The 26,866-nt window shown below is 72.2% G+C and carries 21 protein-coding genes, 2 tRNA genes and 1 pseudogene; 16 read left to right on the top strand and 8 right to left on the bottom strand.

From position 1 onward, the window contains the following. The 3 genes from FM110_RS09825 to FM110_RS14925 form a co-directional block, all read left to right on the top strand. Nucleotides 1–3,335 (top strand): multifunctional oxoglutarate decarboxylase/oxoglutarate dehydrogenase thiamine pyrophosphate-binding subunit/dihydrolipoyllysine-residue succinyltransferase subunit (locus FM110_RS09825; RefSeq protein ID WP_143276359.1); only part of this gene is annotated, 3,335 nt, incomplete at its 5' end. Between the two features lie 114 nt (nucleotides 3,336–3,449). Beyond that, a complete protein-coding gene (locus FM110_RS09820) occupies nucleotides 3,450–4,085 on the top strand; it encodes a GDSL-type esterase/lipase family protein (RefSeq protein WP_234992213.1) in 636 nt (211 codons plus the stop codon). 114 nt (nucleotides 4,086–4,199) lie between these two features. Beyond that, nucleotides 4,200–4,274, top strand: coding sequence for a 50S ribosomal protein bL37 (locus tag FM110_RS14925; RefSeq protein ID WP_370297284.1), 75 nt, complete (start codon nucleotides 4,200–4,202; stop codon nucleotides 4,272–4,274). A gap of 196 nt (nucleotides 4,275–4,470) precedes the next feature. On the opposite strand, the gene FM110_RS09815 is transcribed toward FM110_RS14925, so the two are convergent. Further along, on the bottom strand, nucleotides 4,471–4,830 hold the full coding sequence (locus FM110_RS09815; RefSeq protein ID WP_143276358.1) for an anti-sigma factor: 360 nt from the start codon (nucleotides 4,828–4,830) through the stop codon (nucleotides 4,471–4,473). After that, nucleotides 4,827–5,468: a sigma-70 family RNA polymerase sigma factor gene (locus FM110_RS09810; RefSeq protein WP_087104587.1), complete on the bottom strand. Its 642-nt coding sequence runs from the start codon at nucleotides 5,466–5,468 to the stop codon at nucleotides 4,827–4,829. The genes FM110_RS09815 and FM110_RS09810 overlap by 4 nt, the downstream gene beginning before the upstream one ends. A 510-nt stretch (nucleotides 5,469–5,978) precedes the next feature. On the opposite strand from FM110_RS09810, the gene FM110_RS09805 reads away from it, so the two are divergent. The 7 genes from FM110_RS09805 (at nucleotide 5,979) to FM110_RS09775 (ending at nucleotide 12,940) form a co-directional block, all read left to right on the top strand. Next, a complete protein-coding gene (locus FM110_RS09805; RefSeq protein ID WP_143276357.1) occupies nucleotides 5,979–6,626 on the top strand; it encodes a DoxX family membrane protein in 648 nt (215 codons plus the stop codon). Nucleotides 6,627–6,637: 11 nt separating this feature from the next. After that, on the top strand, nucleotides 6,638–7,969 hold the full coding sequence (gene aroA / locus FM110_RS09800) for a 3-phosphoshikimate 1-carboxyvinyltransferase (protein WP_087104582.1): 1,332 nt from the start codon (nucleotides 6,638–6,640) through the stop codon (nucleotides 7,967–7,969). After that, the gene (rsgA, locus tag FM110_RS09795; protein WP_159458036.1) at nucleotides 7,969–9,009 is read left to right on the top strand and encodes a ribosome small subunit-dependent GTPase A; all 1,041 of its coding nucleotides are present in this window, start codon (nucleotides 7,969–7,971) and stop codon (nucleotides 9,007–9,009) included. The genes aroA and rsgA overlap by 1 nt, the downstream gene beginning before the upstream one ends. A gap of 152 nt (nucleotides 9,010–9,161) precedes the next feature. Further along, a complete protein-coding gene (locus tag FM110_RS09790) occupies nucleotides 9,162–9,959 on the top strand; it encodes an inositol monophosphatase family protein (RefSeq protein ID WP_087104581.1) in 798 nt (265 codons plus the stop codon). 129 nt (nucleotides 9,960–10,088) lie between these two features. After that, the gene (locus tag FM110_RS09785) at nucleotides 10,089–11,309 is read left to right on the top strand and encodes a pyrophosphate--fructose-6-phosphate 1-phosphotransferase (RefSeq protein ID WP_087104580.1); all 1,221 of its coding nucleotides are present in this window, start codon (nucleotides 10,089–10,091) and stop codon (nucleotides 11,307–11,309) included. 26 nt (nucleotides 11,310–11,335) lie between these two features. Beyond that, the gene (locus FM110_RS09780) at nucleotides 11,336–12,274 is read left to right on the top strand and encodes a C2 family cysteine protease (RefSeq protein WP_087104579.1); all 939 of its coding nucleotides are present in this window, start codon (nucleotides 11,336–11,338) and stop codon (nucleotides 12,272–12,274) included. Nucleotides 12,275–12,319: 45 nt separating this feature from the next. Next, entirely contained in the window at nucleotides 12,320–12,940 is a 621-nt protein-coding gene (locus tag FM110_RS09775; RefSeq protein WP_087104578.1) for a DUF937 domain-containing protein, read from the top strand. Nucleotides 12,941–13,301: 361 nt separating this feature from the next. On the opposite strand, the gene FM110_RS09770 is transcribed toward FM110_RS09775, so the two are convergent. Both FM110_RS09770 and FM110_RS09765 read right to left on the bottom strand, forming a co-directional pair. Further along, nucleotides 13,302–13,375: transfer RNA gene (locus FM110_RS09770), tRNA-Met, on the bottom strand. A gap of 68 nt (nucleotides 13,376–13,443) precedes the next feature. Then, a complete protein-coding gene (locus FM110_RS09765; protein WP_234992198.1) occupies nucleotides 13,444–16,575 on the bottom strand; it encodes a UPF0182 family membrane protein in 3,132 nt (1,043 codons plus the stop codon). A 152-nt stretch (nucleotides 16,576–16,727) separates the two neighbouring features. Between FM110_RS09765 and FM110_RS09760 the strand changes: the two genes are divergently transcribed. Beyond that, entirely contained in the window at nucleotides 16,728–17,282 is a 555-nt protein-coding gene (locus FM110_RS09760; RefSeq protein ID WP_087104576.1) for a PPA1309 family protein, read from the top strand. A gap of 45 nt (nucleotides 17,283–17,327) precedes the next feature. Here the strand turns inward: FM110_RS09760 and FM110_RS09755 are convergent, their stop codons facing one another. Together FM110_RS09755 and FM110_RS09750 are read right to left on the bottom strand one after the other, a co-directional pair. Continuing rightward, nucleotides 17,328–17,891, bottom strand: coding sequence for a single-stranded DNA-binding protein (locus tag FM110_RS09755; protein ID WP_087104575.1), 564 nt, complete (start codon nucleotides 17,889–17,891; stop codon nucleotides 17,328–17,330). 215 nt (nucleotides 17,892–18,106) lie between these two features. Next, nucleotides 18,107–18,742: a superoxide dismutase gene (locus tag FM110_RS09750; RefSeq protein WP_087104574.1), complete on the bottom strand. Its 636-nt coding sequence runs from the start codon at nucleotides 18,740–18,742 to the stop codon at nucleotides 18,107–18,109. Between the two features lie 232 nt (nucleotides 18,743–18,974). Between FM110_RS09750 and FM110_RS09745 the strand changes: the two genes are divergently transcribed. Then, a complete protein-coding gene (locus FM110_RS09745; RefSeq protein WP_087104573.1) occupies nucleotides 18,975–23,729 on the top strand; it encodes an ATP-dependent helicase in 4,755 nt (1,584 codons plus the stop codon). Then, nucleotides 23,729–24,697, top strand: coding sequence for a DNA-formamidopyrimidine glycosylase family protein (locus FM110_RS09740; RefSeq protein WP_087104572.1), 969 nt, complete (start codon nucleotides 23,729–23,731; stop codon nucleotides 24,695–24,697). Before FM110_RS09745 ends, FM110_RS09740 begins: the two co-directional genes overlap by 1 nt. Here FM110_RS09740 and FM110_RS09735 read toward each other — a convergent pair. Beyond that, a complete protein-coding gene (locus tag FM110_RS09735; protein WP_087104571.1) occupies nucleotides 24,639–25,151 on the bottom strand; it encodes a CarD family transcriptional regulator in 513 nt (170 codons plus the stop codon). The genes FM110_RS09740 and FM110_RS09735 overlap by 59 nt on opposite strands. A 250-nt stretch (nucleotides 25,152–25,401) precedes the next feature. On the opposite strand from FM110_RS09735, the gene FM110_RS09730 reads away from it, so the two are divergent. Next, nucleotides 25,402–25,474 (top strand) — tRNA-Arg (locus FM110_RS09730). 415 nt (nucleotides 25,475–25,889) lie between these two features. Here the strand turns inward: FM110_RS09730 and FM110_RS13875 are convergent. Further along, a pseudogene (locus tag FM110_RS13875) lies at nucleotides 25,890–26,060 on the bottom strand (hypothetical protein); the annotation flags it as partial. Between the two features lie 21 nt (nucleotides 26,061–26,081). On the opposite strand from FM110_RS13875, the gene FM110_RS09720 reads away from it, so the two are divergent. Then, on the top strand, nucleotides 26,082–26,399 hold the full coding sequence (locus FM110_RS09720; RefSeq protein WP_010080477.1) for a helix-turn-helix domain-containing protein: 318 nt from the start codon (nucleotides 26,082–26,084) through the stop codon (nucleotides 26,397–26,399). Then, on the top strand, nucleotides 26,396–26,866 hold a 471-nt coding region (locus FM110_RS09715; RefSeq protein ID WP_143276356.1), incomplete at its 3' end, for an IS3 family transposase. The genes FM110_RS09720 and FM110_RS09715, both read left to right, overlap by 4 nt.

The raw sequence follows: 26,866 nt of genomic DNA, 5'->3' as shown, positions 1-26,866 counted from the left end.
ACTCGTCCATATTGCGCACGACGGCCGCGGCCGTCGTGCGCAATATGGACGAGTCGCTGACCGTCCCCACCGCGACCTCGGTGCGCGACGTGCCCGTCAAGCTCCTGTTCGACAACCGCACGGTCATCAACAACCACCTCAAGCGCAACCGGCAGGGGAAGGTCTCCTTCACCCACCTCATCGGCTTCGCCATGATCGAGGCGATCACCGAGCTGCCCGACATGAACAACGGCTTCGACGTGGACGAGAAGGGCAAGCCGGTGATGCTCCGGCGCGAGGACATCAACTTCGGCCTCGCCATCGACATGCCGCGCCCCGACGGCTCGCGCTCGCTCGTCGTGCCCTCCGTCAAGGGCGCCCAGCGCCTCGACTTCCGCGGCTTCTGGAAGGCGTACGAGGACGTCGTGAAGCGGGCCCGCGGGAACCGTCTGACGATGGAGGACTTCACGGGCACGACCGTGACGCTGACGAACCCGGGCGGCATCGGCACGGTCCATTCGATCCCGCGCCTCATGAAGGGCCAGGGGACCATCGTGGGCGTCGGCGCGATGACCTACCCGGCGCCGTTCCAGGGCGCGAGCCCGGAGACCCTCGCGGACCTCGCGATCTCGAAGGTCATGACGCTCACCTCCACGTATGACCATCGGATCATCCAGGGCGCCGCCTCCGGCGAGTTCCTGAAGCTCATGAGCGACAAGCTGCTGGGCCTCGACGGCTTCTACGACCGGGTGTTCACGTCGCTGCGGATCCCCTACGAGCCGATCCGCTGGGTGGCCGACAACCCCCTGCACGACTCGCAGGAGGAGAAGTTCGCGCACGTCATGGACCTGATCCATGCGTTCCGCGTGCGCGGGCACCTGATGGCCGACATCGATCCGCTGAGCTACCGCCAGCGCTCGCATCCGGACCTCGACGTCAAGACCTACGGGCTCACGCTGTGGGACCTCGACCGCACGTTCCCCACCCGGGGCCTGGGCGGGAAGCCCCGCATGACGCTGCGGGAGATCCTGGGCGTGCTGCGCGACGCCTACTCCCGCTCGATCGGCGTGGAGTACATGCACATCACCGACCCGGAGGAGCGGGCCTGGATCCAGGAGCAGTTCGAGGCCGAGCAGACGCCGATGCCCAAGGAGATCCTCACGCGGATCATGGACCGTCTCAACGCCGCCGAGGCGTTCGAGACGTTCCTGCAGACGAAGTTCGTGGGCCAGAAGCGCTTCTCGCTCGAGGGCGGGGAGTCGCTGATCCCCCTGCTCGACTCGATCCTGGACGACGCCGCGCACGACGACATCCTCGAGGTCACGATCGGCATGGCCCATCGCGGGCGCCTCAACGTGCTGTCGAACCTGGCGGGCAAGACGTTCGCGGAGATCTTCCAGGAGTTCGCCGGCACCCAGGAGGCGCTCGGCTCGGGCGATGTGAAGTACCACCTGGGCACCTCGGGCCAGTACACCTCGCGCGACGGGGAGACGACCGCGGTGTACCTGGCGGCGAACCCCTCGCATCTCGAGGCCGTCAACCCCGTGCTCGAGGGCATCACCCGCGCCAAGCAGGATCGGGTGAACCACGCCGGCAGCGACTTCCCCGTCCTGCCGATCCTCATCCACGGCGACGCCTCCTTCGCCGGCCAGGGCGTCGTGACGGAGACGCTGAACCTGTCGGAGCTGCGCGGCTACCGCACGGGCGGCACGATCCACGTGGTCGTCAACAACCAGATCGGCTTCACGACCGAGCCCGACTCCTCGCGCTCCTCGTACTACTGCACGGATGTGGCCAAGACGACCCAGCTGCCGATCTTCCACGTCAACGGCGATGATCCCGAGGCGTGCGTGCGGGTCGCCGAGATCGCCTTCCGCTACCGCCAGAAGTTCCGCCGCGACGTCGTGATCGACATGGTCTGCTACCGCCGCCGCGGCCACAACGAGGGCGACGACCCGTCGATGACGCAGCCGGAGATGTACGCGCTGATCGAGGGCAAGCCGACGGTGCGACGCCTGTTCACCCAGGCCCTCATCGAGCGCGGCGACCTCACCGAGGACGAGACCGCCGAGGTGATGGCGAGCTTCCAAGCCCATCTGGACCAGGCGTTCTCCTCCGCCCGCTCGGCCCCGTCCGGCAGCGCGGAGCGCGGCGCCGGCTCCCTCGAGCCGCCCGCCGCGAGCGCCCCGGAGCCGGTCGAGCGGATCGGCACGGCCGTCGAGGCCGCGGTGCTGGAGCGCATCGGCGACGCGCACATGTCGATGCCCGACTCCTTCACGACGCATCCCAAGCTGCTGCCGCTCATGGAGAAGCGGCGCCGGATGGCCCGTGAGGGCAGGATCGACTGGGCCTTCGCCGAGATCCTGGCGTTCGGGTCCCTCCTCATGGAGGGCACGCGCGTGCGCCTGACCGGTCAGGACTCGCGGCGCGGCACGTTCACCCAGCGTCACAGCGTCCTCATCGACCAGGTGGACCAGGACACCTGGACCCCGCTGCTGCACCTGAGCGAGGACCAGGCGCGCTTCAACGTGTACGACTCCTCGCTGAGCGAGTTCGCGGCCCTGGGCTTCGAGTACGGCTACTCGGTGGAGAGCCCCGACTCCCTCGTGCTGTGGGAGGCGCAGTTCGGCGACTTCGTCGACGGCGCGCAGACGATCATCGACGAGTTCATCTCCTCCTCGGAGCAGAAGTGGGGCCAGAACTCGGGCGTCGTCATGCTCCTGCCCCACGGCTACGAGGGCCAGGGGCCCGATCACTCCTCGGCCCGCATCGAGCGCTTCCTGCAGCTGTGCGCGGAGCAGAACATGCGCGTCGCGGCCCCCTCGAGCCCGGCCAACTACTTCCACCTGCTGCGCCGCCAGGCGATGGTCGAGCCCCGTCGACCCCTCATCGTCTTCACCCCGAAGTCGATGCTGCGCAACAAGGCGGCGGTGAGCGGCGTCGAGGAGTTCACCGAGGGCGCCTACCGCCCGGTGATCGCCGAGACGGCGGCGGATCCGTCGACCGTGCGCCGGATCCTGCTGACCACCGGGAAGCTGCACTGGGATCTGGCGGCGCATCGCGATGTCGAGGGCATCGACGACACCCTGCTGGTGAGCGTCGAGCAGCTCTACCCGCTGCCGGCGGCGGAGCTGCGTGAGGTGCTCGATGCGCATCCGCAGGCCGCGGTGCGCTGGGTCCAGGAGGAGCCGAGCAACCAGGGTGCCTGGGGCTATATGGCCGTCAACTTCACCGAGCAGGTCGGTCACGAGCTCGATCACGTGGCGCGCCCGGCCTCGGCCTCGCCCGCGACGGGCATCGCCCAGCGCCACAAGGAGGAGCAGGCGGATCTGGTCCGCCGCGCCTTCGAGGACTGATCCCCGCCCGAGCGCGTCGTCCGCCGGGGCGGCGCGACCCCCACGATGCCCGGTCCGCGCCGCGGGCCGGGTAGCGTGGGGCTCCGTCCCTGCCCTACAGCCCTGGAGGTACTCGTGACCGCGTCGGTCCCCTCGCCCGCCCCCGGCCGCATCCGTCTGATCGCCCTCGGGGACGAGCTGCTCGCCGGCGTCGGCGACGCCCGTGCGCTCGGCTGGCTCGGCCGCGCCGTCGCCCATCAGCAGGGCTCCGAGGCGCCGTGCGAGGTCTTCGCCGTCGCCCTGCCGGGCGACACCTCCGCCTCGCTCGCCGAGCGCTGGGACGCCGACGTGGCCCGCCGGGTCGACTCCGAGGGCATGGCGACGGGCACCATCGACCACCGCGTGATCATCGGCCTCGGCGCCGGCGACGTCACGAGCGGGATCTCGCTGGCGCGCTCGCGCCTGAACCTCGCCAAGGTGCTCGACGGTCTCGAGCGGATGCGGGTCCCCGCGTTCGTCGTGGGACCGCCCCCGAGCGCCGACCGGGCGCGCACCGCGGCGATCCGGGAGCTCTCCGGGGCCTACGAGGACGTGTGCGCGCGACGCCGCGTCCCCTACGTCGACACGGTCGCCGGTCTCGACGGGCACGATCAGTGGGTCTCCGACCTCGCCCGCACCGGCCGGGACACGCCCGGGCAGACCGGGTACGGGCTCATGGCCTGGCTGGTGCTGCACGGCGGCTTCGGCCGCTGGCTCGGCACGGAGGCCTGAGCGCCCGGCAGGCCGCGCGAGTCACGTGGCCTGTCCCTCACGGCGGCGGGCCGCGGTCCCTCCCTATGGCATGATTGCGGGGTTGTCCGCAACGGTGAAGGAAGGAGAGCCGACATGAGCAAGCGCGGTCGTAAGCGCAAGTCGCGCCGCAAGAGCGGTGCGAACCACGGCAAGCGCCCCAACGCCTGATCCGTGCGGTCGCGCGGACCGGGTGCGCGCACCCGGTCCGCCCGTGAACCGATGAAGGGCCCCTCCGATCGGAGGGGCCCTTCATGCTGTCCGGCTGCGGGGCCGCTTCACCGGATGGTGCAGGTCCGGGTCCGACGCACGGCCCGACGTGCTCGGGCCGCCACCGCGCGTGCCGTCACCTCTGCGTGCGTCGCGCCTAGACCGAGATCCGGCGGTACTCGATCGTGATCCGCTCGCGCAGGGAGTCCGGGGCGCTCTCGTAGCACGAGCGGCGCATGAGCTCCTTCATGCGTTGCATGCGCTCCACCTCCTGCGCGCACTCGGGGCAGTCCGCGAGGTGGCGCTGCAGCATCTCGGCCCGCGTGCTCGGGACCTCGCCGTCGCACGCCTCCTCGAGCGCCCAGCGGGCGCCGTCCACGCCCTGCGCGCCTGCGCGTCGCGGCCGCCGCGCGTCGTCGCGCTGCACGCCGTCGACGTCGCTCATGCCATCAAGACCGTTCATGCCATCAAGACCGTTCATGCCATCAAGCCCGCTCATGCCGTCGAGGCCGCTCATGCCCGGTCCTCCTCATCGTCGGCGTCGGGGGCGGGACGCACGATGCCCATCTCCCGTGCATGGTCCGCGAGCAGCTCGCGCAGCTGGCGCCGACCGCGATGCAGGCGCGACATGACGGTCCCGATGGGCGTCTCCATGATCTCGGCGATCTCCTTGTAGGCGAAGCCCTCGACGTCGGCGAGGTACACGGCCATGCGGTAGTCCTCGCGCAGGGACGCAAGGGCGTCCTTGACCGCGGAGTCCGGGAGCCGGTCGAGCGCCTCGGCCTCGGCGGAGCGCAGACCCGTGCTCGTGTGGGAGCCGACCTCGGCGATCTGGTGGTCGGTGATCTCCTCGGCCCAGGACTCCTTCGGGCGGCGCTGCTGCGAGCGGTACGCGGAGATGTAGGTGTTGGTCATGATGCGGTAGAGCCATGCCCGCAGGTTCGTCCCCGCCGTGAAGCGGTCCCGGGCGCGGAAGGCCTTGAGGTACGTCTCCTGGATGAGGTCCTCGGCGTCCTGGGGGTTGCGGGTCATCCGCAGGGCGCCGCCGTAGAGCGCGTCGAGGTGCGACAGCGCCTCGGACTCGAAGTCGTCGGCGGTGTCGGCGGGGGCCTCTCCGGCGGCGCGGGGCGCCTGGCGGATCTCGCTGGTGCTCATCGTCGCCGAGCGTACGCCACGCCCGCTGTGCGCACCTCGGGGGCGACGGGGCGGACACAGTCCCGGGTGCCGGGCCAGGTCCGGGTACGGGGCCAGGTCCGGGTACGGGGCCAGGTCCGGGTGCGGGCCCGTCAGGGTCTGCGCTCCCGGCGCCCGCATCGCGGCGCGGCCGACCGCCCGGTCGAGACCGGTCCCGGTCTGCGGTGCGAGCACAGCCGTCATCCGAGCACCCTCTGCTTCCTCATCGTCTCCGCGTCCGTTCCGCGGCTGTCTGCGCAGTGCCTGTTCCGTCGCCTGTTCAGCGTCCGGCACGTGCGTGCGTCGTGCGGGAGCGTCCGTCTGCGCTTCCTGTACGGGCGGTGCAACGCGCGAGCCCCGCCCTCTGTTCCCCCCGCCCGTCCCATCGAGGCGTTCCGTACCCCTCCGGGCCAGGTCGGCACGCTAATCTGGTCGGGTCCGGGTGCGCACGCAGTCCGTGCGCCGACCCTCCGCCGACCGTGAGGACACCCCATGTCGCTGATCCGCAGCATCGCCCGCCCCCTGCTGGCCGCCCCGTTCATCCTCGAGGGCATCCGCACCGTCAAGACCCCGGAGCGCGAGATCGACGTCGCTCCGGCCGCCTTCGCCAAGGTCGACGAGAAGCTCGCCGCGAGCTCCGCCCCCGGCATGATCGACTCGCGCACCATCGTCCGCGCCGCGGGCGCCGTCGCCGCCGGTGCGGGCGTCATGTACGCGACCAACCGCGCTCCGCGCGCGGCCGCCGTCCTGCTGCTGGCGACCACCTCGATCGGCTTAGCCAACCGCCGCAAGATCTGGGAGCTGCGCGGCGAGGAGCGCATGAACGAGATCCAGGCGATCCTCACCGATGCGGGCCTGCTCGGCGGCGTCCTGCTCGCGATCGTCGACACCGACGGGAGCCCCTCCGTGGGCTACCGCGTGAACAAGCTCGTCGAGCGCGGCCAGAAGAGCGCCGCGAAGAAGCAGCGCGAGCTCGAGCGCTCCGCCAAGAAGCTCCAGTCCAAGGTCACCCGCTCCGACGTCCGCAAGGGCGCCGAGTCCACCCAGGACCGCGCCTCGGACATCGCCTCGGAGCTGCAGGAGACCGCCTCCGCCGCCCTCGAGCGCTTCACCAAGGCCTACCAGGCCCAGGTCGACTGAGCACGGCGCCCGTGCCCACCGAGGTCACCTGGACGGCGCCCGTCGCGACCGGCCCTGTGGACGTGCTGATCCGCGTCCCGGGGTCGAAGTCGCTGACGGCCCGCTGGCTGCTGCTCGCCGCGATCGCCGACGGCCCCACCACGCTGCGCGGGCCGCTGAACTCGCGCGACTCGCGGATCATGCAGGACGCCCTCGGTCAGCTCGGCGCGCGCTTTCACGTGCCCGAGGGCTCCGACAGCCTCGTGATCACGCCGATCCACCCCGCGACCGCACCGCGCGGGGACGCGGAGATCCACACGGGCCTCGCCGGGACGGTCATGCGCTTCGTGCCCGTCCTCGCCGCGCTGCACGACGGCGATGTCCGCTTCACCGGCGACGAGGCCGCCCTCGTGCGGCCGATGGGCCCCGTGATCGCCGCCCTGCGGGCTCTCGGCGTCGAGGTCACCGAGCACGGCGAGCCCGGTCATCTGCCGATCACGGTCCACGGCCGCGGCCGCCTGCCGGGCGGCGCGATCGAGATCGACGCCTCCGCCTCCAGCCAGTTCATCTCGAACCTGCTGCTGGCCGGGGCCCGCGCGGACGCTCCGCTCGAGGTGCGCCACACCGGCCGCTCCCTGCCCTCGCTGCCCCACATCGAGATGACCCTCGCGGTGCTCGAGCGGGCCGGGGTGCGCGCCGTCCACCGCGTCGACGACGACGGCCTCCACGTCTGGCGCGTCGAGCCGGGGCCGCTCGCCCTCGGCGAGGTGATCGTCGAGCCCGACCTCTCCAATGCCGGCCCCTTCCTGGCCGCCGCCATGATCGCGGGCGGCACGATCGCGATCGCCGACTGGCCCGTGTCGACCACGCAGCCCGGTGACGAGTACCGCCGCCTGCTGACACGCATGGGCGCCCTCGTCGAGCGCGAGGGCGATGAGCTGTGGGTCAGCGGGACGGGCGCGATCCACGGGATCGACGCGGACCTCTCCGCCGTCGGCGAGCTCACGCCGACGATCGCCGCGCTCGCGGTCCTCGCCGACTCCCCCAGCCACCTGCGCGGCATCGGCCATCTGCGCGGCCACGAGACCGACCGCATCCACTCCCTAGCCGTCGAGCTGCGCAGGCTGGGCGCCGTGACCGTCGAGCACGAGGACTCCCTCGAGATCCACCCCCGCCCCCTGACCGGCTGCGTCTTCGAGACCTACGAGGACCACCGGATGGCCACCGCGGGCGCGATCATCGGCCTGCGCGTGCCGGATGTGCGGGTCGTCGACATCCAGACGACGCAGAAAACCCTGCCGGACTTCGTCGGCATGTGGCTGTCGATGCTCCACACCGAGTCCCCGGCCGGACGTACGTGGTGATGCGCCGCGGGCGCGACCTGGACGAGTCCGATGTCCGGGTGCGCCCGAACCGCCGCGGCTCGCGCCCGCGCACGAAGGACCGCCCCGCCCATCGCGACGCCGTGCCCGCGCGGGTCGTGGCCGTGGACCGCGGGCGCTGGCGCACCGTCGTCGACGCCGGCGGCCCCGACGAGCGCGAGGTCACCGCGATGCGCGCGCGCGAGCTCGGCCGCTCCCCCGTCGTCCCCGGCGACATCGTCGCGCTCACGGGGGACGTGAGCGGCCGGGACGGATCGCTCGCACGGATCGTGCGCATCGAGGACCGCTCGTCGTTCCTGCGCCGCAGCGCCGACGACGACGATCCGACCGAGCGCCCCCTCGTCGCCAACGTAGACCTCGTCGTGCTCGTGACCGCCCTGGCCGACCCCGAGCCCCGCGCCGGGATGGTCGACCGCTGCCTCGTGGCCGCGTACGTCGCTGGGATCGACGCCCTGCTCGCGCTCACCAAGGCCGACCTCCGCGGACCCGAGGACTTCCTGCGCGACTACGCCCCGCTCGGGGTCGAGCACGTCGTCACGCACGTGCGGCCCGACGGGACGATCGAGGGGCTCGAGGCGCTGCGCGAGCACCTGCACGGGCGCACGAGCGTGCTCATCGGCCACAGCGGCGTCGGCAAGTCGACCCTGCTGAACGCCCTCGTCCCCGGGGCGGACCGCGCGACGGGCGCCGTCAACGACGTGACGGGCCGCGGACGCCACACGTCCTCCTCCGCCCTCGCCCTGCGCCTGCCCGACCGCAGCGGCTGGGTGATCGACACGCCCGGTGTCCGCTCCTTCGGGCTCGGGCACGTCGACCCGGACGACCTGCTCGACGCCTTCGAGGACCTCGCGCCGCTGGCCGCGGAGTGCCCGCGCGGATGCACGCACCTGGAGGACGCCCCCGACTGCGCGCTCGACGAAGCCGTGGAGCAGGGGCGCGCCAGCACCGCCGGGGCCTCGCGCCTGGGCTCGTATCGGCGCCTGGCCGCCGCGCTGCGCCGCAACGACCCCTGGGAAGCCTGAGGACGGCGCAGCGGCCCGGCCCGACGGGGCCCTGCACGCTGCGCGGGAACTCGCCCGCCCCGTTCCCCGCGCCTGCCGCGGCGGCAGCGGCGTGCCGCACACGCCCCGCGATCTGCCTGGCCGCGGCGCCACAGGACCGTACAGTGAGTCCCATGCCCTCGAGCCCCTACGCCGACGACCTCCGCCTCGCCCACGTCCTCGCGGACGCGGTGGACCAGCTGACCGAGTCCCGCTTCAAGGCGCAGGACCTGACGGTCGACACCAAGCCCGACCTCACGGAGGTCACCGACGCGGACCGCGACGCAGAGCAGCTCGTGCGCGCCCAGCTGTCCCGCGCCCGCTCGCGCGACCAGGTGATCGGCGAGGAGTTCGGGTCGACCGGGCATTCCCCGCGCCAGTGGGTCATCGACCCGATCGACGGCACCTCGAACTTCGTGCGCGGCGTGCCGGTGTGGGCCACGCTCATCGGGCTCATCGAGGACGGCGAGGTCGTCGTCGGCCTCGTCTCCGCGCCCGCGCTGTCGCGCCGCTGGTGGGCGGGCAAGGGATCGGGCGCCTGGACCGGCTCGCGCCTGTCCTCGGCCACGCAGATGCACGTCTCCGAGGTCTCGGAGATCGCCAGCGCCTCCCTGTCCTACTCCTCGCTGCACGGCTGGGCCGAGCACGACCGCCTGCCGCAGATGCTCAACCTCATGCAGCGCTTCTGGCGCACCCGCGCCTACGGCGACTTCTGGTCGTACATGCTGCTGGCCGAGGGCGCGGTCGACGTCGCGACCGAGCCCGAGCTGAACCTCCACGACATGGTGGCCCTGGCCCCGATCGTGACGGAGGCCGGGGGGCGCTTCACGTCGCTGGACGGCGAGGACGGTCCCTTCGGCGGCAATGCCGTCGCGTCCAACGGGCTCCTGCACGAGGAGGTCCTCGCGGCGCTCGCGCCCCGCGAGCGCTGACGGGCTCCACATCACACTCCCCGCGCCCCGGGCGTCCCGGCCCCGCTCGGGCGCGCCTCGTTAGACTCGGGCCGTCGACCTCGCGGAGCACTCCGCTGCGCATCTCCCGACCCGAAAGGTCCCCTCCACATGACCGTCAAGCGCGTCGCACTCCTGACCGCCGGTGGCTACGCCCCCTGCCTCTCCTCCGCCGTCGGCGGACTGATCGAGCGCTACACCGCTCTGGTGCCGGACGTCGAGATCATCGCGTACCGCCACGGCTACTGGGGCCTGCTCAAGGGCGAGAAGATCGTCGTGACCGACGCCGTCCGCGAGAAGGCGGCGCTGCTGCACGACTTCGGCGGCTCGCCGATCGGCAACTCGCGCGTGAAGCTCACCAACACCGCCGATCTCGTGAGGCGCGGTCTCATCGCCGAGGGCGAGAACGCCCTCGAGGTCGCCGCGAACAAGCTCAAGGACGACGGCGTGGACGTGCTCCACACCATCGGCGGCGACGACACGAACACGACCGCCGCGGACCTCGCGAAGTACCTCGCGGACAACGACTACCCGCTGCAGGTCGTGGGCCTGCCCAAGACGATCGACAACGACATCGTCCCGATCCGCCAGTCCCTCGGCGCCCGCACCGCCGCCGAGCAGACCGCGATCTTCGCGCAGAACATCATCGCCGAGCACGGTTCGAACCCGCGCATGCTGATCGTCCACGAGATCATGGGCCGCGCCTGCGGGTACCTGACCGCCGAGGCCGCCCGCTACTACCAGCAGTGGCACGGGAAGCAGGAGTGGCTGCCGGAGATCGGGCTCGCCGCGGAGAAGTGGGACGTCCACGCCGTGTTCCTGCCGGAGATGGCCCTGGACATCGAGGGCGAGGCCGCGCGTCTGAAGCAGATCATGGACGAGCACGACTGCGTGAACATCTTCCTGTCCGAGGGCGCCGGGATCCCCGAGATCGTCGCCGAGATGCAGGCCCGCGGCGAGGAGCCGGAGAAGGACCCCTTCGGCCACGTCAAGCTCGACACGATCAACCCCGGCCAGTGGTTCGCCAAGCAGTTCGCCGAGAAGCTGGGCGCGGAGAAGGTCATGGTCCAGAAGTCCGGCTACTTCGCCCGCTCCGCGGCCGCGAACCAGCACGATCTGCGCCTGATCCAGTCGATGACCGACCTGGCCGTGCAGGTCGCCCTCGAGGGCGGCACCGGCGTGATCGGCCACGACGAGGAGCGCGGCGACGTGCTGCGCGCCATCGAGTTCGAGCGCATCGCCGGCCACAAGGCCTTCGACATCGACACCCCGTGGTTCCGCGAGGTCATGGAGCGCGTGGGCCAGAAGGTCGAGCCGGCCGCGGCCCACTGAGGCCGACGACCCGCCGCGGCGCACCGATGATCCTCCCGCTGATCTCGCTGCGCACCACCTGGAGGCGCCGACTGCGCGAGCTCGCCGAGCGAGCGCGCGGTCGGCGCCTCCGGCGCGTCCGGGCACCGCAGAGCCCTCCCGCCGCGGTCGGCCCCGCGGGCGCACCAGCGGGCCGCGGGCGGGCGTGGTCGATGCTCGTCGGCCGCGGCGACGACCCGTCCGGCGTCGGCGCTGAGCACACCCTGCCGGACGACCGTTCCCAGGACATCGAGCCGCCCCGGACGGCGGCAGGATGGCGCCTGGACGCCACCCGGCCCGATCTCGCGCGTTGTCCGCGCCAGGGTGCGGTCGGCGACTGCTGGGTGATCGCGCCGCTGCTCGCGCTGCACGCCGTCTCCCCCGCCGCGATCGCCGCGAGCCTCCGGGAAGGCTCCGACGGGTGCTGGACGGTGCGCCTGCACCCGGGAGGGGCCCCCGTCGACGTGAGAGTCGACCGCCGCATGCCGATCGACGGCTCCGGGCGCTGGGTCGGGGCGCATGAGACGAGCGGACGACCCGGCTGGGCCGGGATCATCGAGAAGGCGGCCGCCCAGCAGGTCGCCGGCTCCTACCGCTTCCTCGCCCGCGGGCTCGGCCGCTTCGGCCTCGTGCTCCTGACGGGCCAGAGCGCGCGGACGCATCTGCTGCTGCCGTCGGCCGAGCGCCTCGATGCCTGGCTGCGGAGCGGGCACGTGGTCCTCGCGTCGACGCATCCGCTGAGCCCCCTGGTCCGCACCGCCCACGGCCCGCTCCCGCCCGACCACGTCTTCGCCGTCGTCGGTGCGGATCCGGTGACGGGCCACGTGCGCCTGCGCAATCCGTGGCGGCCCGACGACGTGCTGACGATCGACCGTCGTGCGTTCCGGCGGGGCTTCCTCTCGGTCGACCGCTCCCTGCATCCGGTGTCCTCCCCGGCTTCTCCATGACAAGATGCGGAGCACCCGCGTGTTCCGCCACGAAAGGCACACATCATGAGCAACGCCATCGACGACATCCTCGCGCAGCTCCCCCTCGAGCAGCTCGGCGCCCAGCTGGGCGTCGACGCGCAGCAGATCGAGCAGGCCGCGCGAGCGATCATCCCCTCCCTCGTGGGCGGGCTCGAGCAGAACGCGCAGGGCGGCCAGGAGCAGGAGATCGCCAAGGCCCTCGCGGATCACCAGAACTCGCCGCTCGCGGGCTCCGGCGAGATGTCCCTCGACCAGATCGACACCGCGGACGGCGAGAAGATCGCCCAGCACATCCTCGGCGAGGACCCCGCCCAGTCGATCCAGACCCTCGGCGCCGGAGTCGACGGCCAGGCCTTGGTCCGCAAGCTGATCCCGATCCTCGCGCCGATCGTCATGGCGTACATCGCCAGCCGTCTCGGCCAGCAGCAGTCGCAGACCGGCGGCTCCGGCTCGATCCTCGAGGACATCCTGTCCGGCGCTCTCGGCGGCGGCCAGGCTCCCACCACGCAGTCGTCCTCGCCCGCGGGCGAGCCCATGCCCGGCCAGGTCCCCACGACGCAGCAGCAGGCCCCGGCGCAGCAGCAGGGCGGCGGCGGTCTGCTCGGTTCGATCCTCGGCCAGATCCTGGGCGGCCAGCAGCGCTGATCACGGACGCTCATCGGGCCTGCATCTGACCGGGAAGACACCGACAGCACCAGACGCTGATCGGGCAGACACTGCCCGGGCCTGACGCTGACACGGCCAGACACTGATCGGCGGGGGCGGCTGCAGCCGTCCCCGCCGATCCATCTCCTGCCCACCGGGACGCGGCAGTCCCCACCAGAACTCGGCTGTGCCATCGTTCTCGGCAGGCACCGCGTTCTCGGCAGGCACCGCGTTCTCGGCAGGCTCCGCAGAGAGGTTCCGCGGAGCCGTTTCCGGTCAATTTCCGAAACATGCGGCCCGATCCCGGGCACAGCGAAGGACCCCTGACCAGCATTTCTGCTGGTCAGGGGCCCTTTCTTCGTAGCGGGGGCAGGATTTGAACCTACGACCTCCGGGTTATGAGCCCGGCGAGCTACCGAACTGCTCCACCCCGCGGCGATGTCCTCAACACTAGCCCGGGGCCTGCAGGGATGTCCACCCGAGGCGGCGTGAGGTGGGTTACCTCAGCCGCCCCCGCCGTCGCTCGGCTGCGCGCCCCCGCCGCCGGCCTTGAGCTGATCGCTCGCGGTCATCGCCCGGTCCAGAGCGTCCGCCAGGCGCTGCTGCGCGTCGCCGTAGGCGGCCCAGTCACCGTTCGTCAGCGCCGTCTGGGCGTCCTGCTCGGCGGTCTGCATATCGGCGAGCGCCTGGTCGAGCTGCGCCTGCGGATCCCCGCTCGGCGCCGCCGGCTGCGTGTCCGCCGGGGCGGCGGGCTGGGAGCCCTCCTCGGTCGTGACCGTCTCCCCCGTGGCCGTGTCCTTCGACCCGGCCTGGCCCTCGGCGCTCACGCCGGCATCGCCGGCGTTGGCGCCGGAGTCGCCGCCGAAGACCTGGTCGAGCGCCTGATCGAGCGTGGGTGCGAAGCCGATCTGGTCGCCGTAGGACACGAGCACCATCTGCAGCAGCGGGTACTGGGTGCCGCCGCCGGCCGCGGACGAGCGCAGGTAGACCGGCTGAACGTACAGGAGGCCGCCGCCGACCGGCAGCGTCAGCAGGTTGCCATTGACCACCTCGGAGTTGCCGGACTTCAGCAGGTTCAGCGCCTGCGAGACGGCGGGGTCCGAGTTGAAGGTCGACTGCACCTGTCCCGGCGCCTTGACCGGGTTGCTCGTGGGCAGGGAGAGCAGCGTGAGATTGCCGTAGGAGCCGGCCGGCTTCCCGGCCTCCGCTCCGGTCTCCGAATCGACCGCGAGGAAGCCCGAGAGGACCTGCTGCCCCTCGGCGGGCACGAAGCTCGAGGACAGCGAGAAGCGCGGCGAGTCCTCATCCGGCATCTGCAGGGTCTGGTAGTAGGGGGGCTGAGCCGGCCCGCGGGTCGGCGCGGTCGTCGCGGCCGCCGGGTCCTGCGCGGCGGTGTCGGCCGACGGCGTCGCCGCGCGGGTCGGATCGGCCGGGACCTGCCAGAAATCCTGCTGGCCGTAGAACTCCTGGGCGTCGGTCACGTGGTACTTCCCGAGCATCGTGCGCTGCGCCTTGAAGAGGTCCTCCGGGTAGCGCAGGTGCTGCATGAGCGCGGAGGAGATCTCGGAGGTCGGCTTGAGCGTCCCCGGGAACACCTCCTGCCAGGCCTTCAGGATCGGGTCCTCCGTGTCCCACGCGTACAGGGTCACGGAGCCGTCGTAGGCGTCGACGGTGGCCTTGACCCCGTTGCGCACGTAGTTCGCGTCCGGTGCGCGCAGGGCCGAGGTCGCCGCCGGATCGGTCTGCGAGTCGCGGATCATCTCGTCCAGCGGCGCGGCCTGCGAGTACGGGTAGCGGTCGGTGCTGGTGTATCCGTCGACCACCCAGACCAGTCGCCCGTCCACGACTGCGGGGTACATGCCCGAGTCCAGCGACAGGTAGGGGGCCACCGCACGGACGCGGGCCTGCGGGTCGCGGTCGTAGAGGATCTGCGACTCGTCGTTGACGTACTTCGAGATGAGGATGTTCGGATCGCGGAACTTCACCGCGTACAGCAGGCGCGTCAGCGGATTGCCGAGCGAGGGGCCGCCGTCGCCCGCGAAGGTGTTGGTGCGCTGGGTGCCCTTCTGGTCCTCCTCGGTGCCCGCCTGGTAGTCGAACTCCTGCGCATCGGAGCCCTCGGCACCGCCGACGATCGAGTAGTCCGGCGAGTGCCGACCGAAGTAGACGCGCTCCTCGTAGTCGCCCAGCTTCCCCTCGCCGGGGACGCCGGACTGGAGGAAGTCGGGCTCGCCGTCGGGGCTGCGCCGGTTTCCGTAGGCCGCGGCGACGCCGAAGCCGTGCGTGTAGGTGATGTGCTGGTTGACCCAGGACTGCTCGGCCAGGTCGAGCTTGTCCGGGCGCAGCTCGCGCACGCCGATCACGGTGTCCTGCAGCTCGCCGTCCATCTGGTACCGGTCGACGGCCAGCACCTGGTCGAAGCCCCAGTAGCGACGGTTGGCCTCGCGCTGGTCGAACGTCGGCGAGACGACGGCGGGGTCCAGCAGGCGGATCTGCGCGGTGGTCTCCGCGTCCTCGCGCAGCGCTCCCGGAGAGGCGTCCGTGGCCGCCGCGTAGTCGACGACTCGGACCTCATCGAGCCCGTACGCCGTGCGCGTGGCCTCGATGTTGTGCTGGATGAACTCCTGCTCGAGGGCCCGCTCGCTCGGGGCGACCTGGAAGCGCTGGATGAGCCACGGGTAGGCGGTGCCGACGGCGAGGGTCGCGACGATCATGAGGCCGGCGCCGATCGCGGGGATGCGCCAGTCGCCGCGGACCACCCAGACGAGGAAGAGGGCGGCGACGATGAGCGCCGCGATCGCCAGGATCGTCTTGGCGGGGAGGATCGCGTGGACGTCCGTGTAGGAGGCGCCGTCGAAGCGGGAGTGGGTGCTGGTGAGCAGTCCGTAGCGCTCGAACCAGTGGGAGATGCCGAGCAGCACGAGGTAGACGGCCGCGATGACGCCGAGGTGGCGGCGCGCGGCTCGGGTGACCTCGAGCCCCTTCTCCTGGTCCCAGGCCACGCCGCCGTAGACGAAGTGGCCCACGAGCGCGCCGACGAGGGCGACGAGGCACACGAAGCGCGCGAATCCGAGCGCGAGGTCGATCATCGGCAGCGTGAACACGTAGAACGAGATGTCGTGCCCGAACAGGGGATCGACCGTCCCGAAGGACTGCGGGTGCAGCATGAGCAGGGCCTGCTGCCAGGTGCGTGCCGCGACGAGCCCGCCGAACAGGCCCACCACGAGCGGCGCGATGATCGTGACGGCGCGCCGGAGGGGATCCACGGCCGCCCGGAACTGCTCGAGCGCCTCCTGCTCGCGCGTGACGGGCGGGTAGATCGGCCGCTGCCGGTAGGCCAGGCGCAGGCTCAGCCAGAGCGGGGCGGCGAAGAGCACGGCCCCGAGGACGAACAGCAGACCCTGCACGATCCACTCGGTGGTGAGCACCTTCTGGAAGCCGAGCTGATCGAACCACAGGTACTGGGTGACGACCTCGGAGACGAGCAACACCAGCACGATGAGCGCCCCGAGCACCACCAGGGTGATCGCAGCCGGAGACGGGCGGCGCGTCCCGCCGGCCCGACCGGGAGCGGCGGGGCGTCGCGGCGGGCCCTGCTCGCCCGGGATGCCGTCGAAGGGGAAGGAGGTGCTCACGTGCTTCCTTGCGCTGGCGGGACGGGGACCCCGGAGCGCGCTCCGACAGGCATCGCCGTCGCGCTCGGCCCCACCCGTTCGGGTGCGCGGCCTCCGGGTACAGTGATGCCGCCGCAGGTGCGACGGCATCCCCATTGTGACAGGACGGCCACGTGACCGAGAACTCAGAAAGCCCCGTCGACGACGTCCTCGACCCGCCGACCGCGGCGCTGGCCGCAGCCGTGCTCGAGGTCGGCCGCCACGTCGGCGAGGCGCCCCTGCGCTCTCCGCGCTGGTTCGCGCTGGTCGCCACCGGCGAGCTCCTGGCCTCCCAGCCCTCGTTCGCGCTCCTGCTGGACGATGCCTCCCGCGAGGCCGCCGAGTCCGATCCGCACCACCTCACGCCCATCGAGCTCGATGAGGTTCCGGGGACGGCTGATCCCCTGACCGCGCTCGAGCACCTCGAGGTGCCCGACATCGCCGCTGGCATCGCGCTCGCCTGCGACCTCGACGCGATCCGGGCCGCCGAGGGCTCCGCCGACCGGGCCCGTGAGCGCCTGGGGTCGGGACCCGTCCGCGCGGTCGTCGCCGTGCGGAGCGACGGCTCGAGCTGGTGCTCGGTCCGAGGCGCCGGCCGACGGGAGCAGACGCTCGGCCGCCGCCTGGTGCCCGACCTCGTCGACGCCCTCGCCCCGGTGGTCGAGTCCCCGGGTGCCGACGCCCGCTGACCGCACGGGCGGCGGCCGGTGGTCGCACGGGCGGCGGCCGACGGCTCAGAAGGGCGCGCTGCCCACGAGCTGCTCCTCCCCGTCGCGGGCGGCCGCCGCGGCGAGCAGGGCATCGCCCGGGCTCGCGTCGAGGTCGTCCTCGGCGATGTCCTCGCGCTCCGCGAGCTCCTGCCCCGCTCCCCCGACCATGGTCCCGGGGGCGCCGTCGAGGACTTCCCCCGTGCGCTCGTCGATCCGCGGCGCCTCCAGACGCCGGGCCCGCTGGAACACGGCCGTCCCGAAGGTGAGGTCCGGCCCGATCGCATCGGCCTGGATCGTCATCGAGTGGCCCGTCACCCCGTCCCTCGTCCACTCGGCGCTGCCCAGGCGGCCGCTGACGATGAGCGGGTCCCCCTTGTGGACCGACGCCTCGACATGCCGGGCCAGGGCTCGCCGGGCGTAGACGGTGAAGAACTCCGTCTTGCGGTCCGCGAACTCCTTGCGGTCGGGGTCGAAGTATCGGGACGTCGAGGCCAAGCGGATGATCGCCGTGACCGTGCCGTCCTCGTAGCGGTGGACGGTGGGCTCCTTCGTGACGTTGCCGTGCACCGTCGTCCTCAGGTCTCGCATGGTGTCTCCTCCTCGGATCCGTGCCGTCGGTCGCTCCGGCGGCGTCTCCGGCCTGTGCCGGATGCGTCCAGCCTGGCGGGCCGGGGACCGCTCCGCCTCCCCGCCGGGCTCGACGGTGGATGACTCGGATTGGGGAGGAAACGCCGACGGCCGCCCCCGCGCAGAGCGCAGGGACGGCCGTCGGGACGGTGCATCGGCGCCGTGGCGCCGCGGGGTCAGGCTCCGGGGGTGATGATGCCCGTGGTGGAGCGGGCGTTCTCGAAGCGCTGGAGGACATCGGCCCAGTTCACGATGTTCCAGATCGCCTTGACGTAGTCGGCCTTCACGTTCTGGTAGTCCAGGTAGAAGGCGTGCTCCCACATGTCGAGCTGGAACAGCGGGATCGTCGCGACCGGGATGCCGTTCTGCTGGTCGTAGAACTGCTCAATCACGAGATTGCCGCCGACGGGCTCGTAGGCGAGGACGGCCCAGCCGGAGCCCTGGATGCCCAGCGCGGCGGCGGTGAACTGCGCCTGGAAGGCGTCGAAGGAGCCGAAGTGCTCGTCGATGGCCGCGGCCAGCTCGCCGGTCGGCTTGTCGCCGCCCTCGGGCGAGAGCATCTGCCAGAACAGCGAGTGGTTGGTGTGCCCGCCGAGGTTGAAGGCGAGGTCCTTCGAGTACTGGTTGATCGAGCCGAAGTCGCCGGCCTCGCGGGCCGCGGCGAGCTTCTCGAGTGCGGTGTTGGCGCCCTTGACGTACGTCGCATGGTGCTTGTCGTGGTGCAGCTCCATGATCTTGCCCGAGATCGCGGGCTCGAGAGCGGCGTAGTCGTAGGGGAGATCGGGAAGCGTGTACTCGGTGTAACCGGTCATGTCATCCATCCTTTGCTGTCGATCGTTCCGGGGTCGGTTCCACAGGCCCCAGGCCCTTTCCATCCTGCCACCCGCCCCGGCGCGTGTCACAGGTATGTCCCAGACGATCCGTGACCGCCCCGCGCGGCCCGTCGGGGCATCCTGTGCGTTTTTCCGGAGCGTCCGGCGCGTCCGGCGGGGGCCGCGCGCACGTCGCGCTCGTCTGTCAGGGCGCACCGCGACAATGGCGGGCATGGACCTCCGTGCCGCGCCGTCCGACGGCGACCCCTCGTCCTCCGCGTCCGCCGTGGCGGACGAGGACGTGCTGTCCGCGTTCTCGCCCGCGACGGCCACGTGGTTCCGGGAGGCGCTCGGCTCCCCCACGCCCGCGCAGGACGGGGCCTGGCGCGCGATCCTGGCCGGGGACGACACGCTCGTCGTCGCCCCCACCGGCTCCGGGAAGACCCTCGCGGCGTTCCTCGCGGCGATCGACCGCCTCCAGTTCGGCCGCCCGGCCGACGCGCCAGCGACGGCCGGATCGGGTCGCGCGCGCGGGACGTCGGTGCTGTACGTGTCGCCGCTCAAGGCGCTCGGCGTCGACGTCGAGCGCAACCTCACCTCGCCGCTCGTCGGGACGGGGCACGCCGCCGCGCGCCTCGGCATGCAGCACGCCGGGGTCACGGTCGGCGTGCGCACGGGCGACACGGTCCCGGCCGAGCGGCGCCGCCTCGCGGCGCATCCGCCGGACATCCTCATCACCACGCCCGAGTCCCTGTTCCTCATGCTGAGCTCGGCCGTGCGCGAGACCCTCGCGACCGTGCACACGGTGATCATCGACGAGGTCCACGCGGTGGCCGGCACCAAGCGAGGGGTGCATCTGGCGCTGTCCCTCGCGCGCCTCGACGCCCTCACCGAGCGCGCGCCGCAGCGCATCGGTCTCTCCGCGACGGTCGAGCCGGTCGACGAGGTCGCGGCCTTCCTCACGGGCAGCGGCCGTGACCGGCGCACCACCGTCGTCCGCCCGCCCGCGGCCAAGCGCTGGGACGTGGCCGTGACGCTGCCGGTGCCGGATCTCTCGGCGATCGAGCCGCCCGCCGATGCCGCCGACGAGGACGACGTCTCGGGCACCGTCTGGCCGCACGTCGAACGCGCCGTCCTCGACGAGGTGCTCGCCCACCGCTCGACGATCGTGTTCACGAACTCGCGGCGCCAGGCCGAGCGTCTGACCGGCAAGCTCAACCGCCTGTGGGCGCGACGTCGCGCCGCGCTCGACGCGACCACCCCGAGCGACGACGCGGAGAACGCCGGGGCCATCTCGGGCGTCGCCGCCGCCGACGAGGCGCTCGAGGACGTCGCGCGCGCCCACCACGGCTCGATGTCGAAGGAGCATCGCAAGGTCATCGAGGAGGAGCTCAAGGCCGGGCGCCTGCGCTGCGTGGTGGCGACGTCGTCCCTCGAGCTCGGCATCGACATGGGTGCGGTGGACCTCGTGATCCAGATCGAGTCGCCCTTCTCCGTCTCGTCCGCGCTGCAGCGGATCGGCCGCGCGGGCCATGACGTCGGCGCGGTCTCCCACGGCAGCGTGCACCCCCTCCACGCGGCCGACGTCGTGCGCGCCGCGGTGACCGTGCGCGAGGCGCTCGCGGGGCGGATCGAGCCGCTCGCCGTCCCGCGCAACGCGCTCGACGTCCTCGCCCAGCACACCGTCTCGGCTGCCGCGATGGACGTCGTCGACGTCGAGGACTGGTTCGCCCTCGTCCGCTCGGCCCACCCCTACGCCGCGCTCCCCCGGTCCGCGTTCGACGAGACGCTCGACCTGCTGTCGGGTCGCTACCCGTCGACCGCGTTCACCGAGCTGCGGCCGCGCGTGGTCCACGACCGCGAGGCCGGCACGCTCACGGGGCGCCCGGGCGCCCAGCGGCTCGTGGTCACGAGCGGCGGCACCATCCCGGACCGCGGGCTGTTCCCGGTGTACATCGTCGCGGGGGACGACGACACCCAGGCGCGCCGCGTCGGCGAGCTCGACGAGGAGATGGTGTACGAGTCGCGCCGCGGGGACGTCATCGCGCTCGGCACGTCGAGCTGGCGCATCGAGGAGATCACACACGACCGCGTGACCGTCTCGCCCGCGTTCGGGCTCACCGGGAAGATCCCGTTCTGGCACGGCGACGGCGTGGGCCGGCCGCCTGCGCTCGGGCGCGCGATCGCCGAGTTCCAGGCGTACGTCGCGCATCTCGACGACGCCGCCGCGCACGCCGAGCTCGCCGAGATCGGACTGGACGCGTTCGCCCGCGGCGAGCTCGTGAGCTACGTGCGCGAGCAGGAGGAGGCCGTCGGCGTCGTCCCCGGCCCCGGGCACCTCGTCGTCGAGCGCTTCCGCGACGAGCTGGGCGACTGGCGCGTCGTGCTGCACTGCGCGCTGGGTCAGCGGATCACCGGACCGTGGGCGCTCGCGGTCGGCGCCCGGGTCGAGGACCGCTACGGGCTCGACGGCCAGGTGATGGCCGCCGACGACGGGATCGTGCTGCGCGTCCCCCACGGGGAGGAGCCGCCGTCCGCGGACCTGTTCGCGTTCACGCCCGAGGAGATCGACGAGGAGGTGCGGCGCCTCGTCGGCGGCTCCGCGCTCTTCGCCTCGCGGTTCCGCGAGTGCGCGGCCCGGGCGCTGCTGCTGCCGCGCCGCGACCCGGGCGCGCGAGCCCCGTTGTGGCAGCAGCGTCAGCGCTCCGCGTCCCTGCTCGACATCGCGCGCCCGTATCCGCAGTTCCCGATCATGCTCGAGGCCGCCCGCGAGTGCCTGCAGGACGTGTACGACCTGCCCGCGCTCATCGACCTCATGCGCTCACTCGAGCAGCGTCGCATCGAGATGCGCGAGGTCGAGACGGCGGCGCCGTCGCCGTTCGCGCGATCGCTCCTGTTCGGCTACGTCTCCCAGTTCATCTACGACACCGACACCCCGCTCGCCGAGCGCCGCACGGCCGCGCTGTCGCTCGACCAGTCGCTGCTCGCGCAGCTGCTGGGGACCGTGAGCCTGCGTGAGCTCCTGGACCTCGAGGTGATCGAGGACGTGGTGCGCTCGCTCCAGGGGCTCGACACCGAGCGCGCGCTGGGCACGGCCGAGCACCTCGCCGACGCGCTGCGGCGCCTGGGCCCGCTCAGCCGCGCACAGATCGCCGCGCGCACCGCGCCCGGCACGGATCCCGAGGACCTCGTGGACGAGCTCGTGTCCTCGCGCCGGGCGGTGCTCGTGCGCATCGGCGGGATCGAGCACGCGGCGGCCGTCGAGGACGCGGGACTGCTGCGCGATGCCCTCGGGACGGCGCTGCCGCCCGGCATCGCCCCGTCGTTCCTCGAGCCGACGGCCCGCCCGGTCGAGCAGCTGCTCGCGCGCTGGGCCCGGCACCGCGGGCCGTTCACGCTCGAGGAGGCCGCGAACGCATTCGGTCTCGCGCCCGGCGTCGCCCGCGGCGCCCTCGAGGCGCTCTCGGCCGACCGCGAACTGAACAGCGGCGAGTTCACGCCCGGCCGCGAGGGCACCGAGTGGGTGGGCACCGAGGTGCTGCGTCGCATCCGTCGCGCGTCGCTCGCGGCCTCGCGCCGCGAGATCGAGCCGGTGGGCCACGACGTCTTCGCGCGCTTCCTGGGACAGTGGCAGCACGTCGTGCCGCGCGACGCGCGCGGGCGCCGGGAGCGGCCGACGTGGCGCGGCGCCGACGGCGTGCTGTCGGTGATCGACCAGCTCACGGGCGTGTCCCTCCCCCTGTCGACGTGGGAGTCGCAGGTGCTGCCCGCCCGGCTCCCGGACTACGCGCCCGGGACCCTGGACGCTCTGCTCGCCGCGGGCGAGGTCCTGTGGACGGGCCACGGCCGCCTCGGCACGTCCGACGGCTGGATCCGCCTGCACCTGGCCGGTGCCCTGCCCCTGGGCCTGGACGCCGACGCCCTCGAGACCGCCGCGGCCGATCTCGCCCCCGACTCCGTCGCACGCTGGATCCTCGACCTCCTGCGTCGCTCGCCCGGCGCCCTTCGGCACGGCGAGATCCTCTCGGCCCTCGCCGACGAGGGCCACGCGGCCGAGCCGACGGCCGTGACCGACGCCCTGTGGCAGCTCGCCTTCTCGACGCTCATCACGAACGACTCGTTCCAGGTGCTGCGCACGCACGCCCTCGGCCCGGCTCCCGCCAAGCGCGCACGCGGGTCCGGTCGCTCGCGTCCCCTCACTCCGCGCGGCGCTGCCCGCCTCTCGGCCGCGATGCTGCGCGCGGGCGCCACGACCCCCGAGCAGCTGGTCACGGGACCGTCCGGCGCGGGCCGCTGGTCGGCGGTGCGCGTCGAGCCCGTGGATCCTGCCGCGCGGTCGGCCGCGCTCGCGACGCTGCTGCTGGACCGCCACGGCGTGGTGACGCGCGGCGCGATGAGCGTGGAGGACGTCCCCGGTTCGTTCGCCGCGGTGTACCGCGTGCTCTCGGCGCTCGAGGAGGGCGGCCAGTGCCGGCGCGGGTACTTCGTCGACGGGCTCGGGGCGTCGCAGTTCGCGCCCACCGAGGCGGTCGACCGGCTGCGGGACCGCCAGCACGACGCCGACGCCCGTCCCGAGGATGCGGCCCCGGCGCACATCACGGTGCTCGCCGCGACGGATTCGGCGAACCCGTACGGCGCGGCCCTGCCGTGGCCGCAGCCGTCGATCCCCGCCCCCGAGGGCGCGACCGTGCGCCCCTCTCGTCGCGCGGGAGCGCTCGTCGTGCTCGGCGACGGCCGCCTGCTGGCATTCGTCGACAAGGGCGGCACGTCGCTGCAGTGGTTCGCGTCCGTAGAGATGACCGAGCTCGCCGCGGCAGCGCTCGTGCGCGCGGTGGCCGAGGACGCGATGGTCCCCCGCCTCGCGATCGAGCGGATCGGGGGCCACGGGATCGGTGCGGCCGAGGTGGCGCACGTGATCGGCGCGCTCGAGGGCGCGGGCGCCTACCGGTCGCCCCGCGCGGTGCGCGTGCGGGCAGGTGAGCGCTGATGCCCGAGGGCGACACCGTGTTCCGGCAGTGCCGGCGCCTCGACGACGCGCTCGCCGGGGGCACGATCACCCGGAGCGACCTGCGCGTGCCCGCTCTCGCCGAGACCGACCTGCGCGGATGGACCGTGCGAGAGGTCGTGCCGCGCGGCAAGCACCTGCTCATGCGCCTGGATCCGCCGCCCGCGCTCGCCGCCGCCGCCCGCGCACCGCTCACGCTCCACAGCCACCTCATGATGGACGGCATCTGGCGGGTCGACGGGCGCTCGCTGCGCGCGAGCGACGCGTACTCCGGCCCGCGCGAGACGCACACCGTGCGCGCCGTGATCGACGTCGGGCACCCCGACGGGCGCACCTGCCGCGCCGAGGGGTACGACATCAAACAGGTGCGGCTCGTGCGCGAGCGCGATGAGGACGAGCTCGTGGGGCACCTCGGTCCCGACCTCCTCGACCCCGCATGGGACGCGGCGCGTCGCGCGAGGGCCGTGGAGAACCTCGCGGCGCGGCCCGAGCGGCCTGTGGGGCTGGCGCTGCTGGATCAGAGGAATCTCGCGGGCATCGGCAACATCTACCGCTGCGAGCTGTGCTTCCTGCTGCGGATCCATCCGGCGCGCCCCATCGGCGAGCTCGCCGATCCCGGGCAGGCCGTGGACCTCGCGCATCGCCTGCTGACGGTCAACCGCGACCGCACCGTGCGCGTGACGACGGGCGGGATGATGGGCCGTCGCGACGGCGACCTGTGGGTGTACGCCCGCGAGGGCCGCCCGTGCCGACGCTGCGGGACCCGGATCGAGCGCGGCGAGCTCGACGAGCCCGAGCTCGCGGGCACGGAGCCCAGGATCATCTCGTTCTGCCCGCACTGCCAGGTGCCGCCGCCCGGCGCGACCGGGCCGTCCGCGCGCGGGAGCGCGGTCAGGCGGCCGGCACGAGATCCGCGGGAGCGTCGGCCCCGCGGACCGCGCGCTCGATGAGGCTCTCGGCCTCCTCGCCCGACATGCCGAGCGCCTCGGCGAACTCGGCGCTCACGTGTCCCATGGCGTACTGCAGCATCTGGCCCTCGGCGGAGCCGCGCACGACGTCGCCCGTGCCCAGGATGTCGCGGATCACGACGCACAGCTGCTCGTTGTCGCCTGAGTGCAGGCGCTCCTGGTGGGCCTTGATGCGGCGGCTCCACTGCTCGCGCTTCGTGTCCGCGGGCGAGGCGAGCACGCCCATGAGCTCGTGGATCTTCTCGCGTGTCACGACGGGGCGCAGGCCCACGGTGTCAGTGGTCTCGACGGGTATCGACACGGCGAGTGCGCCGCCGAGGTCCGTGAGCTCGACGTAGTCCACCTCGCCGCGCTTGAGGCGGCGGGTCGTGATGCCCTGGACCCGCATGACCCCGTGGAAGGGATGGACGATGATCTGACCCGGCTGCACCTGCACTGCTCACCTCGCGCACTCGATGGATGCACGGTCCTGCTCGCCCTGCGGCACACGCGCAACGGGCGACGGAGCGGCGCACCAGCGCGCTCCTGTGGACGGCTCCCCCAGGGGGCACGCCACCGCGAACTCGACGTGTCAAGTATAACGCACCAGCTCACAGGGGATTTCGGAGAGATGCGGCACGTTCCGACGGCTCGCTCTCGGTATGCTCGGGGCGCCTCGACACCGCCCGCCGCGGATCGTCGGGCCCGCCTCCATAGCTCAATGGATAGAGCAACGGCCTTCTAATCCGTCGGTTCCCGGTTCGAGTCCGGGTGGGGGCACCGCAGGTCAGACCCCATAAACGCTGTCCCAGAGTCAGGATGACCAGAGGCACTGGGACAGCGTTGGGGCACCTCAGACGCCGTGGGACTTCAAGAACGTGTCCCACTCAGCGTCACCCGGGACAGGCTCAGCACCCTCTGACAGACCCGGAAGCACCGTCTTGCGCTTCGCCTCAGGGAGAGCCAGGTCATGCAACACGCCTGACGCGTCCATGTACTGATACGCGGTCACACGACGAGTCAACGCCCTCCACTGCTCAGGCACCGCAGCGTGAACCCCCGGGTACGCAGCCTCAATCGGCTGGTTGCTCAGCATCACCACACGCGAGTGGCTATGTCAACCCCACTTGGCCCCTGGATGACGGCCAGAAATGGACCCACCTTCGCGTCACCAGCGGCATTACAGCGCGTTCAATCAGCTCGTTCTGAAGGTCTGTCGGTAGGCGCTTGGTGTGGTTTCGAGGGTCTGGTTGAAGTGACGGCGCAGGGTGCTGGAGGTGCCGAGTCCGGTGCGTTGAGCGATGGCTTCCATGGGCAGCGTGGTGGTCTTGTCGCGCGTCAGACTTAGTGGCAGGGCCGTTATGTAGGTCCTGAAGGAGAGTCAGACATGGGTAGACCACCCTCGATTCCGGCGGAGAAGAAGACCCGGATAGTGCTGAGCGTGCTGGCCGGCGAGATGTCCATCGCCGAAGCGGCACGCAAGGAGAAAGTCAGTGAGCAGTCCATCGGACGGTGGAAGGCCGAGTTCCTGGAAGCCGGCAAGACCGCCCTGGTGGCCGGCAGGTCCGGACCATCCTCCCGAGAGGAACAGTTGGAGGCCGAGGTCGCCGAGCTGACCCAGGCCTTGGGCGAGGCACACCTGGAGGCCAGGGTGTGGAAGAAGTCCGCGGAGGGCCGGCTGGGCCCTTCGAGGACCTCGAGGTGATCCGCGTGGAAGCGGGCATGTCGACCGCGAGGTTCTGCCAGCTCTTCGACATGCCCGAGCGGACCTGGCGCCGCTGGCAGGCCAAGGCCCGCACCGGGACGGCGGTGAAGGGACCGTGGCCGCAACCAGCACGGCAGGCCGCCAGGGAACTGGTGGTCAAGCACGCGTTGGCCCATCCGGCGTGGGGGCATCGGAAGATCTGGGCGATGGTCCGCCACGACGGGCATGTGGTTTCCGAGGCGACCGTGCTGCGGATCCTGCGCGACGAGGGGCTGATTCTGCCCGCGCAGTACCAACGGGAGCGACGGAAGCTGGCCGAGCGGCGCAAGGCCGCGTTCGCCACCGAGCCGACCGGTCCGAACCAAGTCTGGCAGCTGGACTTCAGCGAGTTCGAGACCACCACCGGAGGGACCTGGCGGCTGGCCGGGTGCCGGGACTACTGGTCCAAGTACGAGCACCCCTTCCAC

The sequence above is a fragment of the Brachybacterium nesterenkovii genome, assembly GCF_900163655.1.
GTDB classification, from domain to species: domain Bacteria; phylum Actinomycetota; class Actinomycetes; order Actinomycetales; family Dermabacteraceae; genus Brachybacterium; species Brachybacterium nesterenkovii.
This window is presented reverse-complemented; position numbering and strand designations above follow the sequence as displayed.